The organism is Candidatus Borkfalkia ceftriaxoniphila, from assembly GCF_004134775.1.
In the GTDB taxonomy this organism is placed as follows: Bacteria; Bacillota; Clostridia; order Christensenellales; family Borkfalkiaceae; genus Borkfalkia; species Borkfalkia ceftriaxoniphila.
This window is the reverse complement of sequence record NZ_SDOZ01000002.1, coordinates 1,862,550-1,877,271: the sequence shown is the minus strand read 5'-3', so window position 1 is coordinate 1,877,271 and position 14,722 is coordinate 1,862,550. Positions and strand designations below refer to the sequence as shown.

The following is a 14,722-nucleotide window of genomic DNA, read 5'->3' as shown; positions in this document are numbered from 1 at the left end:
AATCTATTTTATCACGCTTTCCCGAATTTTGCAATATATTTGCCCTATTCATTTTGTATAAGCATTGCATTTTGTATATGTTTATGCTATACTTCATCTATCGGCCTTTACGGCAACAGGAGAAAAAATGTTAGAAATTCGCAATCTTACCAAAATTTATACCGCCAAAGGCGGGGTTAGCGTGCGCGCGCTCGACGGGGTGTCCCTCACCTTCGAAGATACGGGCATGGTTTTTCTTCTCGGAAAATCGGGAAGCGGCAAATCCACCCTATTAAACTTATGCGGCGGCCTGGACAGGCCCGATTCGGGAGAGATCATCGTAAAAGGGCGGGGCAGCGAAACTTTCACGGCGGGCGACTTCGACAGTTACCGCAATACCTACATAGGTTTTATCTTTCAGGAATACAACATTTTAGACGAATTTACGGTGGAAGCGAACGTCGCGCTCGCCCTCGAATTGCAGGGCAAGGCGAAAGACAGGGAAAAAATCCAGGAAATTCTGCGCGCGGTGGAGTTGGAAAACTTTGCAAAGCGCAAGCCGAATACCCTTTCGGGCGGACAAAAACAGCGCGTCGCGATCGCCCGCGCGCTCGTCAAGGAACCCGAGATCATCATGGCGGACGAACCGACGGGCGCGCTCGATTCGGCAACGGGGCGGCAGGTTTTCGATACGCTGAAAAAACTTTCCGAAGATAAACTCGTCCTCGTCGTTTCGCACGATCGGGAATTCGCTGAATTGTACGCCGACCGCATCATCGAACTCAAAGACGGGAAAGTGATCTCCGACGTGAAAAAGAACAAGATCGCGGCGAAAAAGGCGAGCGAAAACGTGTCCTTTATCGGCACGGACCTGATCAGCGTCAAGAGCGGCGCGGCTCTTACGGACACGGATCTGCAAAATATCCGCGCGTTCATCGCATCGTCCGAAAAACAGGTTCTGATCGCCAACGGAAACGCCGATATCGAAAAATTTTATCGGCAGGCGCACGTGGACGAAAACGGCTCGCGCGAAGAATTTTGTGAAACGAAACCCGAAGATATCCGTATCAGGCACTATCGGCAGGACGAGAGCGAATTTATCAAGTCCAGACTTCCCATGCGCCACGCGGCAAAGATCGGCGCGAGCAGCATGAAAGTAAAACCTTTGCGCTTGTTCTTTACCATCTTTCTGACCTTTATTTCTTTCGTCATGTTCGGACTTTTTTCCACGCTGATGCTGTTCAACGAAAAACAGGTCCTGGGCGAGAGTTTGAAAGTTTCGAACGACGAATATCTGCAAATCGTCAAGAAATATCAAGTCACCATAAAAGAATTTAACGCGAACGGCTTGACAGGCACGTACGAGAACCCCACCTTGACCCAATTCAAGGAAAGCGACGTGGACGAGATCCGCACTGCTTACGGCAACGAGGCAGTCATTGCCTTTACATACTCAGATTACAGCATAGTCTTTTCCATCGAGAACATATCCTCCCAAGACGCGCCCCCGCTCTACGAAAATCAAATATTCGGTTTCGGCATAACTGGCCAGGGCAGTTCCTACCGCTCCGACAAGATACTTTGGGGAAAATATCCCGCAGGGACGGACGAAGTCATGATCTCCGACTATACCTTCGAGTGCCTCAAAGCGGCGGGTTCGATCATATCCCCCGACGGAACGGAAACAGAAATAAATAGTTTCGGGGATTTGAAAAACGTAAAAATCAGTTTATGGAATAATCGTTATTATACGGTTTGCGGCGTCTATAAGGCGCAGACCGTTCCCGATAAATTCGACGATTTAAAAACGGGAGGAATCGGTCAGTCGCGGCTCAAAGAGCAATGGGAAACCGAAATCCGCACGGGTTTTTATAATTACCTGCTCGTTTCCGATGATTTCTACGCGGCGAACGAAAAATATTTTACGCATTCTTATCAACCGGAAGAGATCATAGGCGTATCGACGTATTTCAAAGACTATACATATGATTACGACCTGACAGACGAAAACAACAATACAATAAGCCTGAATTATTTTTCCAAACATACGGAAAACGGACTTCCCCTATACGGATTTGAAGGAACGCCCCTCGCTTCCCTGCGGCCCGACGAGATCGCGGTATCACGGGAAGTCTGGGCGGAATGGCTTTATAATGCGATTCAAAATTCCGACGGGTATTGGCATCTCTCTGACGAGGACGAACACGGAATATCCTATTACGACAAATTGCAAGCATTGCAGTACGGCTATTATGATGACGACGATAACAACAGAGTCTACTTAGACGAAGAAAAAAGCGTAGAATTTTATCGGGATATCAAAAAGGGTATCATCGACGCGTACAACGTACCTTTGCCCAAAACCGAATATGAATTTGCAAACGGATACACGCAACTCTCGACGACGGCAAGCGTCGCAGGATTTTATATAGAACCATGCGGGGTCAACGATAGCTGGTACGAAGCGGCGTATCTCGGCGATTCGCTGTACGATTTCGTTTTGCACGATCCCTCCAACACCTGGACCGAATACGAAACCAAGTACGATGCGGCGGGCGGCAAATATGCGGCTGTTTTCGTAGAAAAATCGGACGCAGCGATCGACAAGACGCTCGATAAACTGTATCACGTGAAAGAGGACGATTCTTTCTTCGACGTGAACAGCGAAACCAAAGAAACGATCGGCGGCATCGTCGAAACGGTGAGTATATTTTCCAAAGTTTTTTTATACATAGGGCTTGCCCTGGCGCTGTTTGCCATGCTGATGCTGTTCAATTTTATTTCCGTTTCCATCACCTACAAGAAGAAGGAGATCGGCATTCTGCGCGCGGTCGGCGCGCGCGGGACGGACGTCTTTAAGATCTTTTACGCGGAATCCGCCATCATTACGGCGATCAGTTTGGTTCTGTCAATCATCGCGAGCATCGTTCTTTGTTCGATCATCAACAATATCATACTGCAAAAACTCGCTCTCCCTCTGACGCTATTCGTGTTCAGTCCGCTGTGCGCCGCGCTCTTGGCGGGAATTGCCGTTTTCACTTCCGTCGTTTCCACGTTCCTGCCCGTTTATTCCATTGCAAAAAAACGCCCCGTGGAAAGCATACGCGCCTTATAATTACCAGAAAAGAGCGTTCGGCAAATGCCGAACGCTCTTTTACAAATAAATTTATTGGTTTTCGATTCTTTTACGGAGTTCCATCATCTTTAAGTCGGTGGCGGCGATGGTCTCAGCGCACGTTTTGAGTTCGTCGGAGATCTTTTTGGCGGCGGCGTTGTCGTTTTTATAGCGCATCTGGTGTTCCAGACTCGCCCAGAAATCCATTGCCACGGTTCGGATCTGTATTTCCACGCGCATATTCTCCTTGCGGTCGGAAAAAAACACGGGCACTTCCACGATCATGTGATAACTCCGATATCCGTTAGGCTTGGGATCTTTGATGTAATCCTTGACGCACACGACTTCGATATCGTCCTGCTTTGCGAGCATTTCCGCGACCGAGTAGATGTCGTCCACGAACGAGCAGATGACCCGCACGCCCGCCACGTCGTTCAGATTGTCGCGGATGGATCCCACCGTGACGGGGTATCCTATTCTTTTGAGTTTTTTGGCGATGCTGATGGGCTTTTTTACGCGGGAGGAAATGCTCTCGATGGGATTGCGGCTGTTTCTGAGCGACAGATCGTCGTTGAGCACCTCGAATTTTGTGCGGATCTCGCGGATCGCGGAATTGTAGCGCATGAGCATTTCGCTGAAATTTTCCAGCGTTTCGAACAGTTTATACTCGTCGTCGCCCATCAGTTCGCGTATGATGGCCTGTTTATCGTAATTCGTCTTTTCTTGCGTATCCATAGTGTTCCTCAAACGAAATATTCGGCATAACTGTGCTCGGCAACGAACGCGCCCGACCCCGCCAAACGGTATCCGCGCGAACGCAGAATATCGGCGCACTCGAGGAGCGCGTCGTCATAATCGCGGTCCGAGATCTGAACGGGCACCCTACCCCCGTATACGGGAAAAGAAAAAACGAGTATGCCCTCGCCATCGAAACTTTGCCCGCGCGCCTTGACGGGCGTGATATCGGTATGTACGACTTCGAAACCGAGTTCCTTCCGCAAGCGAGCGCAGAAGGAGTCGGCTATCTTTTTGCTTCCCCCCGTAGGACTGAAAAAAACGTTTCGTATCCGCATGGTTTATCCCTCTCAGGGCGTATTATATCATTTTTTCATACTACGGTCAAGAAAGTTCGCTCAGTTGAATTCTTTGTTGCGGTAGATGCGAAGGGACACGAAATAAGAAATCGCGAGGATCGCAACGGAGAGCACGGCGAGCAGCACGAGCATCCAGGGCGCCTGCGCGGCAAAATTCAGCCGTTCGAATAAAGAAATGCCGCCGACCATCAACGCAACGGTGAAAACAATGACGATCATGTAAATGACGCGCGCCTTTTCCACGCCGAAACGGAAAAAACAGGGCAGGACGATGCCGACGCTTAACACGCCCGCAAAGGAATAGGCGACGACAGGCAGAAAATCCACCGCCTGCCGATACCCGAGCGCCAACGCCAAAATCAAGCCGAGCGCCAGCGAACAGAGTATGGTTACGACTGTAAAAACATACTTCGACAAGACCGCCGTGCGTCGGGAAACGCCCGAAGAGAGGGCATAGCGGTCCCATTTATCCTGCGCGTCGTAGGAAATGGTCGAAGAAACCAATCCCACGGAAATAAAAATCATAAAGCCGCAGAAAAAATAAATATTGGAACTGACGACGGACACGACGGCAAAGACGGCCGCGACCAATGCGTAATATGAGATCAGGTTTTTCACGTTGTAAAAATCTTTTAAAAGCAAACCTTTCATGATTCCCCTCCTTACGGGCGCTCGCCCCGAATAAAGTAGAGCATAATATCCTCGATTTCCGCGCGCTCGACGAGATATCCCGCGGGAATTTTATCGCGGTAAACGAGCGCCCATACGCCGTATTCCGAACGCGTATAGCCGACCACCGCGCCTTTATCGAGATTTGAAAAATCCGAAACGCCGCATTTGAGCACGCCGAATTTTTCCCGCAGCGCGTCCTTTTCCTCGAAAAATACCACTTCGCCATGATGGATAAAGCAGATATAATCGCAGATTTTTTCCAGATCGCTGACGATATGGGAGGAAATGAGAATGGAATGCTCCTCGTTCTGCATAAATTCGTATAAAATATCCAGGATCTCGTTGCGCGCTACGGGGTCGAGTCCCACGGTCGCCTCGTCGAGCACGAGTACGCGCGCGTCGTGCGACAGCGCAGCCGCGACGGCGGCTTTCTGTTTCATGCCCTTGGAGAGATCCTTATATTTTTTATCGAGAGGGAGAGAAAAATCTTTCAGATATTTTTCGTACGCGCTCTCCTGCCAGTTTGCAAACAGATTGCGCATGATATTGCCGATCTGCTTTAAGTTGAGATTTTTCGGCAGGCACTCTTCTCCGAGCACCACGCCGATCTCGCTCCGCTCGGCAGCGGTAAGCCGCGACGCGTCCTTGCCGAAAATGCGGATACTGCCGCCGTCGGGATTCGCGGAACCCAGTATACAGTTGACGGTCGTGCTTTTACCCGCGCCGTTCTCGCCGATAAATCCGACGACGGCGCCTTTGGGAATATCGAAAGATACGTTTTTGAGGGCAAAATCCTTGTAACGTTTCGCCAGTTTGCGAATTTCTATGTTGTTCTCCATATTCTAAACCTCTTCCGCAACGACGCGGAGCATCTCCGCGAGTTCGGCTTTCGAAACGCCGCACGCGCGGGAAAGTTCATACGCTTTCGAAAGCGCCGCTTCGATCTCGCGCAAAATCTCTTCTTTGAGCATCTGCGGATTGGAAGGCGCCACAAAACTGCCCTTCCCCTGCACGGAATGAATAAATCCGTCCCGTTCGAGATCGTCGAACGCGCGCTTGGTCGTGATCACGCTGATCTTTAAATCCCTTGCGAGCGCGCGGATGGAAGGAAGGGCGTCCCCTTCCTTCAACACGCCTTTCATAATAGCCGACTTGACCTGACTGTAGATCTGATCGTAAATGGGCTTTTCGCTCGCATTGCTGATGATGATATCCATGGTTCTCCGTCTTTTTCAGTTAACTGTATATATAGTATATATACACTATAATCATTTGTCAAGCATTCGGCACAAAAAAAGAGAGGCATTAGCCTCTCTTTTTTTTAAAATTTAATACGCTCTCGCGAAATAGACGACTTTTTCCGCTTTTTTGCCGCAGCAGGCGCAGGTTTCGGCGGTTTCGCCCTCGGCGATGACGCGCGAACTCGCGGCGGTCTTTTCTTTGATTTTATCCTCGCATTCGCGGCAGCCGCACCAGCCCGCCTTTACGAAGTTGCCGTTTTCCACGCCCGCAAGGATCTCGTCCATGTTCGTTGCGGTGACGACGCGGCGCTCCTTGTTCTGTTTCGCAAGTTCGTAAAGATTTTTCTGAATCTTTGCCAAAAGTTCTTTGACCACGGTTTCGGCGTTGCAGAGGTCCGCCTCGATCTTTTCGTGCGTGTCGCGGCGGACGAGCACCATTTTGCCCGCCTCGATGTCGCGCGGTCCGAGTTCGATGCGAAGGGGCACGCCCTTCATTTCCCACTCGTTGAACTTCCAGCCGGGGCTGTTGTCGGAAACGTCGCTGTCCACACGGATATCCGCAGCCGCGAGCCGCTCTTTGAGCGCTGCCACCGCTTCCAGAACGCCCTCTTTTTTGGCGGCGATGGGAATGAGGATCGCCTGCACGGGCGCGACGACGGGCGGCAATACAAGACCTCTCTGGTCGCCGTGCGCCATGATGAGCGCGCCGATGAGCCGCGTGGATACGCCCCACGACGTGGTATATCCGTATTTATGCGTGCCGTCCTTATCCAGAAACTGAATGTCGAACGCCTTGGCGAAATTCTGTCCGAGATAGTGCGAAGTGCCCGCCTGCAGGCTCTTGCCGTCGTGCATCATCGCTTCCATACCGAAGGTCGCGACCGCGCCCGCGAATTTTTCTTTTTCCGTCTTGCGGCCCGTGAATACGGGTATGGCGAGGCAGGATTCGGCAAATTCTTTATAGACGCCCAGCATTTTCATGGTCTCTTCCATCGCCTCTTCCTCGGTAGCGTGGACGGTGTGCCCTTCCTGCCACAAAAACTCGCTGGTACGGAGGAACGGGCGGGTGGTCTTTTCCCAGCGCACGACGTTCGCCCACTGGTTGACGAGAATGGGCAGATCGCGGTAGGATTGCAGCCACTTGGAATACATTTCGCCGATGATGGTCTCGCTGGTCGGACGGATCACGAGCGGCTCCGCGAGTTTTTCGCCGCCCGCGTGCGTGACGACGGCGACTTCGGGCGCAAAGCCCTCCACGTGCTCCGCCTCTTTCTTTAAATAACTTTCGGGGATCAGCATGGGGAAATACGCGTTTTGGTGCCCCGTCGCGCGGAAACGCTTGTCGAGTTCTCTCTGAATATTTTCCCAGATCGCGTAACCGTACGGGCGAATGACCATGGTGCCCTTGACGGGACCGTAATCCACCAGTTTGGTCTTTAACACCACGTCGGTATACCACTGCGGAAAGTCGGTTTCGATATCCGCGATGTCCTTTACGAATTGATTGTCCTTAGCCATAAGATCCTCCGAAAAAAACTGTACTTTTTTTATTTTACCACAAAATTCCGCGTCCGTAAATCCATTTTAACGGAGAAATTATTTTTCACGGAGAAATTATTTTTCGTTGCGAAGTTCTTTGCTCGTCCAGATCACGGAAACCGAACCGGGGCCCACGTGCGAACCGATGACGGGCCCCATGATGGTGACGGGCGGCGTGTAACCGTATCTCTCTTCCACCATTTTTTTGAGTTCTTCCGCGTCCTGTTCGGCGTCGGTATGTACGATGCTGATCATGCGGTCGCGCTCTACGGGCGGCATGGCGCTCATTTTATCCAATGCGTAGGCAAACGCCTTTTTCATGCCCTTGCACTTTTCGACGACGGAAAGTTTCCCTTCGCGGTCGAACGTGAGTACGGGTTTGACTTTTAAAAGCGTGCCCGCGACGGCCGCCGCCGCGGAGACCCTGCCGCCGCGTTTCAGATAATACAGATCGTTCGCGATGATCACGTGCTGGATATGGTGTTTCATTTCGTTGACGTAATCGGCCGCCTCTTTCGCGCTTTTCCCCTCGTCGCGCAGGCGCACCGCCGCTTTGACGAGTTCGCCCTGTCCGATCGTCGCCGTCAAGGGGTCGATAACGGTGATATTCAATTCGGGATAATCTTTTTTGACCATCTGGAACGCCTTTTCCGCCACGGTATAGGTGGTGGCAAGTCCGCTGGAAATGGTAAAGTGCAGCACGTCGCGGCATCCCTCTTTTGCGAGTTTCAGAAAATGCTCGTAGTGGCTTTCCAGATTGAGCATCGACGTTTTCGAAAAGCCGCCCGCGCGCAGTTTGGCGTAAAAGTCGACGTATTGCTGATAAGAAGTAAAGGCGTCCAGTCCGTCTGTCAGCGTCCCCTTTTCTTCGACCGTAAAAGTCAGACTGACGAATTTGACGTCGTTCTCGTCGACGTATTGCCTATAAAGGTCGCAGGTAGAATCGGTGGAAACCGTAAATTTAACCATGATAATCCTCACTTTGAAAGCATAAGCGATGAGCCGCCCCCTTTCGAATGTATTATATCATACCTTGCGCAAGAATGTAAACGATTTTAAACAGTTTTCTGTTTCCGCAAAATGCAGACAAATGTAACGAAATCACTTGTATAAATCCGCCTTTTTATGTATAATGATAGGGAAACGTGAACGGGAGGCAATCATGCGCGAAGAAGATTTTCTGAAATTGAAGAGCGGCACGGACGTGCGCGGCACCGCGCTCGGCGAAAAGACCGATCTGACGGACGAAGCGGTAGACGCAATCGTGCGCGCGTTTTTGTACTGGATAGAAGAAAAGACGGGAAACCGCGCGAAGATCATCGCCGTCGGGCACGACTCGCGTCTTTCCGCGGAGCGCATTTGCAAAACGGCAGTTTCCGCGGCGCAGGCAAGCGGCGCGAACGTGCTCTTTTGCGGGCTGTCCTCCACGCCCTCGATGTTCATGCTGCTGCAGGAAAAAGAATTTTGCGCCGATGCCTCGATCATGATCACGGCGAGCCATATGCCCAGCGATAAAAACGGACTGAAATTCTTTTTGCCGGACGGCGGGCTGGAAAGCCGCGACGTGACGGAAATTTTAAAACTCGCGGCGAAGGGCACGACGCTTTCGGGCGCGGGGCGCGTACAAACGCTCGACTATATGCCCCGCTACGCGGCGGCGCTCGTTGAAAAAGTGCGCGCGGCGACGGGTAAAGACAAGCCGCTCGCGGGCAAGAAGATCATCGTGGACGCGGGAAACGGCGCGGGCGGTTTTTATGTGGACAAAGTGCTCGTTCCTCTGGGAGCGGACACCGAAGGCAGCCGTTTTTTAGAGCCTGACGGCAATTTCCCTAATCACATACCCAATCCCGAAAACGAACGGGCGATGAACGCGATCTGCGAACAGGTGAAAAAAACGGGCGCGGATCTCGGCATCATCTTCGATACCGACGTGGACCGCGCGGGTGCGGTAGACGATACGGGTGCGGAGATCAACCGAAACCGGCTCATCGCGCTCGTTTCCGCCATATTGTTATCCGAACAGGCGGGCGGCACCATCGTCACCGATTCGGTGACGAGCGAACATCTGACCGAATTCATCGAAAAGTATGGCGGGCGGCACCACCGCTTCAAACGCGGATATAAAAACGTCATCGACGAGGCGAAACGGCTGAACGACGAGGGCGTTTATTCCCCTCTCGCCATCGAAACGAGCGGGCACGCCGCGCTCAAAGAAAACTACTTCCTCGACGACGGCGCGTATCTCGTGACGCGCATCCTCATATCCGTCGCCAAGGGCGAAAACGTGCGGGATCTGATCTCGGGCTTAAAAACGCCCGCCGAGGAAGGAGAAGTCCGCCTGCCGTTCTCGGACGGCGCGGATTTCAAAACGCTGGGTGAAACCGTTTTACAGGATTTAAAGTCCGCCGCGGCAGGCGAAGGGCTTTCGCTCGCCGAAAAGAATTACGAGGGCGTGCGCCTCCTCTTCGGCAAGGGGCGCGGCGACGGCTGGGCGCTGGTGCGCATGAGCCTGCACGAGCCGATCATGCCCGTCAATTTCGAAAGCAACGTAAAAGGCGGCATGGCGGTCATCGCAAAAACGCTGTATTCCCTGCTCGGGAAGTATGATTTTCTGAAAGCAGATCCACTGAAAAAATTTTTTTAAGGAGAAACACATATAATGAACGTTCGTGAGCAAACGGTAAACGCCATCCGCGTCCTTTCCGCGGAGGCGATCCAGAAGGCCAATTCGGGACACCCCGGACTCCCCTTGGGCAGCGCGCCCATCGGCTATACCCTGTTCGCCGATTTTCTCAAATTCAACCCGAAAGACCCGAAATGGGACGACCGCGACCGTTTCGTCCTGTCCGCGGGACACGGTTCCATGCTCAACTACTCCCTTTTGTACCTGTTCGGCTACGATATCTCCAAGGAAGATTTAAAGAACTTCCGCCAACTCGGTTACAAGACGCCGGGCCATCCCGAATACGGCCATACCCCCGGCGTGGAAACGACGACGGGCCCGCTCGGTCAGGGCATCGCGAACGCGGTGGGCATGGCGCTTGCCGAAGCGCACCTTGCGGCAATCTTCAACCGCGAAAATTTCCCCGTCGTGGACCACTACACCTACGCGCTGTGCGGCGACGGCTGTCTGGAAGAGGGCATTTCCTATGAGGCTTGCTCGTTCGCGGGTTCCCATAAACTGGGAAAACTCATTCTCTTTTACGACGACAACGATATCACCATCGAGGGAAATACCGACTGCACCTTTACCGAGGACGTGCCCGCGCGATTCAAGGCGCAGGGCTGGCAGGTGCTCAAAGTGGACGACGCCAACGATATGGACGCGCTCAAACGCGCCGTAAAAAAGGCGAAAGCCGAAAAAGATAAACCTTCGCTCATCGTCTGCAAGACGGTCATCGGGTTCGGTTCCCCTCTCGCAGGCTCCGAAAGTTGCCACGGCTCCCCGCTCGGTGCAGAAAATCTGCAAAAAATGAAGGAAAATCTGGGATGGTCGGAAGAGCCTTTCGAAATTCCAGCAGAAGTCGCCGAGCACTGCGCGCAGATCGCCCGCCGCGGCGCCTCCCGCCAGGGAAAATGGAAGAGAATGTTCAAAGAATACGCCAAAGCGTATCCCGAACTTGCGGCAACGTACAAAAAGTTCCAGAGCGGCGAACTCCCCGATCTCAAAAACAACGAAGACCTGTTCAAATTCGAAAAGCCCGACGCGACGAGAAATACCAGTTTTGCGGTTCTCAACAAACTGGCGGATCTTCTGCCCAACCTCATCGGCGGTTCGGCCGACCTCGCGCCCTCCAATAAATCCAATATGAAAAAACGCGCCGATTTCACGGCGGCGGATAAAGCGGGGTCCAATATTCATTTCGGTATCCGCGAGCACGCGATGGCAGCGATCACAAACGGAATGCAGTTGCACGGCGGACTGAAAGCCTACTGCGCGACTTTCTTCGTGTTCACCGACTACATGAAAAACGCCATGCGCCTTTCCGCACTGATGCACCTGCCCGTCACCTATATCCTCACGCACGATTCCATCGGCGTGGGCGAGGACGGCCCGACGCATCAGCCCGTGGAACAACTCATCGGGCTGCGCTCCATTCCCAACATGAAAGTGTACCGTCCCGCGGACGGCAAAGAAACGGCGGCGGCGTGGATCTCCGCGCTGTCGGGCAACGCGCCCACCTGCCTCGTTCTCACAAGGCAGAATCTGCCGCAGTACGAAAAATCGGGGCTTGATGCGCTCAAAGGCGGCTATATCCTCGCCGACAGCGACAAAAAGACGCCTGACGTTCTGCTCATCGCCTCGGGTTCGGAAGTCGAACAGTGCATGCAGGCGAAAGTTCTGTTGAAAGAAAAAGGCGTGGACGCCCGCGTCGTATCCATGCCCTGCATCGAAGAATTCGAAAAACAGTCCAGATCCTATCAGGACGTGGTGCTGCCGCCGCACGTCCGCGCGCGCGTCTGCGTGGAGGCGGGTTCCCCCTATTCCTGGTATAAATACGCGGGGGATCTCGGCGAGATCATCGCAATGAATACATTCGGCGCCTCGGCGCCTGCGGGCAAACTGTTCGAAATGTACGGCTTTACCGCCGAAAACGTTGTGGAAAAGGCTTTCCGCACCATCAATAAGCAGTAGATCCGTATATGGACATGAGGTATTTTTATGGATATCCGGTCTTTTCAAAAACTTGTCGTTGAAACCGTGGAGGCACCCCTGTATGCTTATCTGCAAGAGGAACCCGAATGTGGGTTTTCCAAACGCGATATAAAAAAATGCAAAAACCTCATGTTCTCGTATCTCGGCAAGTTGAAAAAAATCACCGCAGTTACAGATGAAAAAATCTTAAAGCAAGTCAAGAAAACGGTGCTTGCCCTGAACAAACTGAACGAGCGCACCGATTATTGTCTTTTGGAAACGGATGAAAGAGAAGCCCTGTGGGAAATCTTTCAAAACAGCGCCGTCGCCTGCGGTCTTCGGGATACGGACGGAGACGTGACCGAAGAATGGCGCGAATGGTAATTTAAGGAGAACTTCTTTATGGATATCGAACAACTGCTTTTGACGCGGCAGAGTTGCCGCAACTATCAGGAAAAGCCCGTTGACGAGGAAACGCTGCGAAAAATCGCGGAACTCGCGCATCTCGCGCCCTCGGCGTGCAACGCGCAGCCCTGGAAAATTTATGCGGCGACGGGCGCCAAAGCGAAAGAAGTGGCGCACGCCCTGCAAGGTATGGGCATGAACAAGTTTACGGAAAAGTGCCCCGCTTTCTTTGCCATTGCCGAGGGCAAGACGAGTTTTATCGGCAAGGTCGGCGGCGCGTCGCATCTCGTGCCTTACGACGTGGGCATATTCGCGGCTCATATCGTCCTCGCGGCGCAGTCGCTGGGCGTCGGCTCGTGCATCATCGGCTGGCGCAACGAAAAGACGCTGCAACGCGTTTTAGGGCTCAAAGATAAGCAGTGTATTCCCCTCGTCATCGCGCTCGGCTATCCCGCCGAGGACGATCCGCTCCGCCAGAAACGGCGAAAACCGCTTGAAGAAGTTTTCGAAATTTTATAGTAAAAATCTCCGCAGGATTTGCGGAGATTTTTACTATACAAAAGTTCGGCTTACGTTTTTACCGAAAATTTTAAAACAAGTTCCCGCCCGCCGAGCGAGGTCGAGACGGCAAAGACGCCGCCGTCCGCGGGGAAAGTCTTTTCGTATTTCTTTTTGCCGCGCGTCGCCGTCATTGTGATGGTCTTCGCTTTTTCGTCGAAAGAGTAGTTGCCCTCCTGCCGCACGGTAAAGCCGAATTTCGGTTTTGCGATCACGAGGAACGTACCGCCCTCTTTGAGTTCCAGCGTGACGATCTTGAATCGGGACAAAATGTCTTTTCCTTCGAGCGTTGCGCTCTCGCATTCGTAAACGCCGATGTAAGGCTTCGTCAGAGAATACAGCGAAGAAAGTTCGCTCGTTTTACAGCCCGTAAACGCCGTCGTGCCAAAAAAGCACAGCAAAATTAAAATGAGGCATCCTATCTTTTTGATTTTCCGTTTCACCCTGTTCCTTCCTTTAAAATAACTTGCTTTTTCCTGGAATTCCAGTTATAATTAGTATCGTACAAATCACGAAAAAATACTCTTGAAAAGGCAAAATTATGAAATACGACGTGGAATTGGTGGGAAAGATCGGTTCGATGGCGCTCATCGACAAGGCCGACAATATGATAGATTATACGCGCGTGGCGCGTATTTCGCGGGAACTGAAACCCGGATATATCTGGATCTCCAGCGGCGCGACGGAGATCGGGAGGCTGGATTACCGCATGCGCAACGGCTGCGATCTGCCCGACACAGAAGAATCCAAAGCGGACTATTCCTCGCAGGGACAGACCATTCTCATGCAGACCTACCGCCAGTTCGTGGACAGCAAATATTCCGTGCGTCAGATCCTCGTGGAGCACCATCACTTCAACGACGAGGTGAAGAAAGAATATCTCAAACGGTTGCTATTGCGCTGCAAAGAACAAAACGCCGTGCCCATCATCAACTATAACGACGCGGTGTCGCAGTCGGAAAACCGCCGTCTGGAACTTTCCGCACTATCCAAATCGCACGCCAAAGTGTACGAATGCGTGGACAACGACGAAACCGCGTCGCTCGTGGCGTGTCTCGTGCACGCGGAAACGCTGCTCATCTTAACGAGCGTCGACGGCATCTACACCGACCCGCACGACCCTTCCACGATTATCGAAGAGATCGGCGGCAAAAACGCCTACGAATTGGTGGAAAACATCGAAAACTATAAAAAGTACTGCGACGGCGCCTCCCGCAAGGGCGCGAACGGCGCGAAAGCCAAACTCGAATACGTGAAAGAGGCCGCGGCGCAGGGCACGAAAGTGCTTATCGCCAATGCAAAATACACGCTCAAAGAGATCCTCTCGGGCAAAGCGCGCTGTACGAGAATCCAGATACGCTAAAAAAGAGGCTTGCGCCGTACGGCGCAAGCCTCTTTTACATTGTTAAAATGAACAAATCATTTCCATCCTCTACCCTTAACACCTCGAACGAACCGTGTTCTTTTTTATATTTTTTTAAAA

14 protein-coding genes are annotated in these 14,722 nt (G+C 52.3%); 6 read left to right on the top strand and 8 right to left on the bottom strand.

What is annotated here, in order from left to right; genetic code table 11:
• Window positions 1–127: 127 nt before the first annotated feature.
• On the top strand, window positions 128–3,094 hold the full coding sequence (locus ESZ91_RS08415; protein ID WP_129226126.1) for an ABC transporter ATP-binding protein/permease: 2,967 nt from the start codon (window positions 128–130) through the stop codon (window positions 3,092–3,094).
• A 51-nt stretch (window positions 3,095–3,145) separates the two neighbouring features.
• Here ESZ91_RS08415 and ESZ91_RS08410 read toward each other — a convergent pair whose 3' ends face one another.
• The 7 genes from ESZ91_RS08410 to ESZ91_RS08380 all read right to left on the bottom strand — a co-directional run bounded on the left by ESZ91_RS08410 (window position 3,146) and on the right by ESZ91_RS08380 (window position 8,609).
• Window positions 3,146–3,775, bottom strand: a complete 630-nt coding sequence (locus ESZ91_RS08410; protein WP_201270885.1) for a GTP pyrophosphokinase — start codon at window positions 3,773–3,775, stop codon at window positions 3,146–3,148.
• 62 nt (window positions 3,776–3,837) lie between these two features.
• The gene (locus ESZ91_RS08405; RefSeq protein ID WP_129226120.1) at window positions 3,838–4,167 is read right to left on the bottom strand and encodes a flavodoxin family protein; all 330 of its coding nucleotides are present in this window, start codon (window positions 4,165–4,167) and stop codon (window positions 3,838–3,840) included.
• Between the two features lie 60 nt (window positions 4,168–4,227).
• On the bottom strand, window positions 4,228–4,839 hold the full coding sequence (locus ESZ91_RS08400; RefSeq protein WP_129226118.1) for an ABC-2 transporter permease: 612 nt from the start codon (window positions 4,837–4,839) through the stop codon (window positions 4,228–4,230).
• Between the two features lie 11 nt (window positions 4,840–4,850).
• On the bottom strand, window positions 4,851–5,699 hold the full coding sequence (locus tag ESZ91_RS08395; RefSeq protein WP_129226115.1) for an ABC transporter ATP-binding protein: 849 nt from the start codon (window positions 5,697–5,699) through the stop codon (window positions 4,851–4,853).
• A 3-nt stretch (window positions 5,700–5,702) separates the two neighbouring features.
• Window positions 5,703–6,077, bottom strand: coding sequence for a GntR family transcriptional regulator (locus ESZ91_RS08390; protein WP_129226112.1), 375 nt, complete (start codon window positions 6,075–6,077; stop codon window positions 5,703–5,705).
• Window positions 6,078–6,188: 111 nt separating this feature from the next.
• Window positions 6,189–7,619 (bottom strand): proline--tRNA ligase, encoded by a 1,431-nt coding sequence (proS, locus tag ESZ91_RS08385; RefSeq protein WP_129226109.1) that lies wholly within the window; start codon window positions 7,617–7,619, stop codon window positions 6,189–6,191.
• Window positions 7,620–7,715: 96 nt separating this feature from the next.
• A complete protein-coding gene (locus tag ESZ91_RS08380) occupies window positions 7,716–8,609 on the bottom strand; it encodes a DegV family protein (protein ID WP_129226106.1) in 894 nt (297 codons plus the stop codon).
• 193 nt (window positions 8,610–8,802) lie between these two features.
• On the opposite strand from ESZ91_RS08380, the gene ESZ91_RS08375 reads away from it, so the two are divergent.
• The 4 genes from ESZ91_RS08375 to ESZ91_RS08360 are packed head-to-tail and all read left to right on the top strand — an operon-like array spanning window position 8,803 to window position 13,200.
• Complete coding sequence (locus ESZ91_RS08375; RefSeq protein ID WP_129226103.1) at window positions 8,803–10,284, top strand: phosphohexomutase domain-containing protein; 1,482 nt, start codon at window positions 8,803–8,805, stop codon at window positions 10,282–10,284.
• Between the two features lie 15 nt (window positions 10,285–10,299).
• Window positions 10,300–12,276: a transketolase gene (gene tkt / locus ESZ91_RS08370; RefSeq protein WP_129226100.1), complete on the top strand. Its 1,977-nt coding sequence runs from the start codon at window positions 10,300–10,302 to the stop codon at window positions 12,274–12,276.
• Between the two features lie 27 nt (window positions 12,277–12,303).
• Window positions 12,304–12,660, top strand: coding sequence for a hypothetical protein (locus ESZ91_RS08365; RefSeq protein ID WP_129226097.1), 357 nt, complete (start codon window positions 12,304–12,306; stop codon window positions 12,658–12,660).
• A gap of 18 nt (window positions 12,661–12,678) precedes the next feature.
• Window positions 12,679–13,200 carry a nitroreductase family protein gene (locus tag ESZ91_RS08360; protein ID WP_129226094.1) on the top strand — a complete coding sequence of 174 codons (522 nt, stop codon included), beginning with the start codon at window positions 12,679–12,681 and terminating at the stop codon, window positions 13,198–13,200.
• Between the two features lie 50 nt (window positions 13,201–13,250).
• On the opposite strand, the gene ESZ91_RS08355 is transcribed toward ESZ91_RS08360, so the two are convergent.
• Entirely contained in the window at window positions 13,251–13,682 is a 432-nt protein-coding gene (locus ESZ91_RS08355; RefSeq protein WP_129226091.1) for a hypothetical protein, read from the bottom strand.
• Between the two features lie 98 nt (window positions 13,683–13,780).
• On the opposite strand from ESZ91_RS08355, the gene ESZ91_RS08350 reads away from it, so the two are divergent.
• Window positions 13,781–14,602, top strand: a complete 822-nt coding sequence (locus ESZ91_RS08350; protein WP_129226088.1) for an amino acid kinase family protein — start codon at window positions 13,781–13,783, stop codon at window positions 14,600–14,602.
• Window positions 14,603–14,722 lie beyond the last annotated feature (120 nt).

Excerpts from the sequence above, each read along its gene's own strand:
- ESZ91_RS08375 (WP_129226103.1), top strand. The coding sequence starts at position 8,803 with ATGCGCGAAGAAGATTTTCTGAAATTGAAGAGCGGCACGGACGTGCGC.
- ESZ91_RS08390 (WP_129226112.1), bottom strand. The coding sequence starts at position 6,077 with ATGGATATCATCATCAGCAATGCGAGCGAAAAGCCCATTTACGATCAG.
- proS (WP_129226109.1), bottom strand. The coding sequence starts at position 7,619 with ATGGCTAAGGACAATCAATTCGTAAAGGACATCGCGGATATCGAAACC.
- ESZ91_RS08350 (WP_129226088.1), top strand. The coding sequence starts at position 13,781 with ATGAAATACGACGTGGAATTGGTGGGAAAGATCGGTTCGATGGCGCTC.
- ESZ91_RS08380 (WP_129226106.1), bottom strand. The coding sequence starts at position 8,609 with ATGGTTAAATTTACGGTTTCCACCGATTCTACCTGCGACCTTTATAGG.
- tkt (WP_129226100.1), top strand. The coding sequence starts at position 10,300 with ATGAACGTTCGTGAGCAAACGGTAAACGCCATCCGCGTCCTTTCCGCG.
- ESZ91_RS08410 (WP_201270885.1), bottom strand. The coding sequence starts at position 3,775 with ATGGGCGACGACGAGTATAAACTGTTCGAAACGCTGGAAAATTTCAGC.
- ESZ91_RS08405 (WP_129226120.1), bottom strand. The coding sequence starts at position 4,167 with ATGCGGATACGAAACGTTTTTTTCAGTCCTACGGGGGGAAGCAAAAAG.
- ESZ91_RS08360 (WP_129226094.1), top strand. The coding sequence starts at position 12,679 with ATGGATATCGAACAACTGCTTTTGACGCGGCAGAGTTGCCGCAACTAT.
- ESZ91_RS08395 (WP_129226115.1), bottom strand. The coding sequence starts at position 5,699 with ATGGAGAACAACATAGAAATTCGCAAACTGGCGAAACGTTACAAGGAT.
- ESZ91_RS08365 (WP_129226097.1), top strand. The coding sequence starts at position 12,304 with ATGGATATCCGGTCTTTTCAAAAACTTGTCGTTGAAACCGTGGAGGCA.
- ESZ91_RS08415 (WP_129226126.1), top strand. The coding sequence starts at position 128 with ATGTTAGAAATTCGCAATCTTACCAAAATTTATACCGCCAAAGGCGGG.
- ESZ91_RS08400 (WP_129226118.1), bottom strand. The coding sequence starts at position 4,839 with ATGAAAGGTTTGCTTTTAAAAGATTTTTACAACGTGAAAAACCTGATC.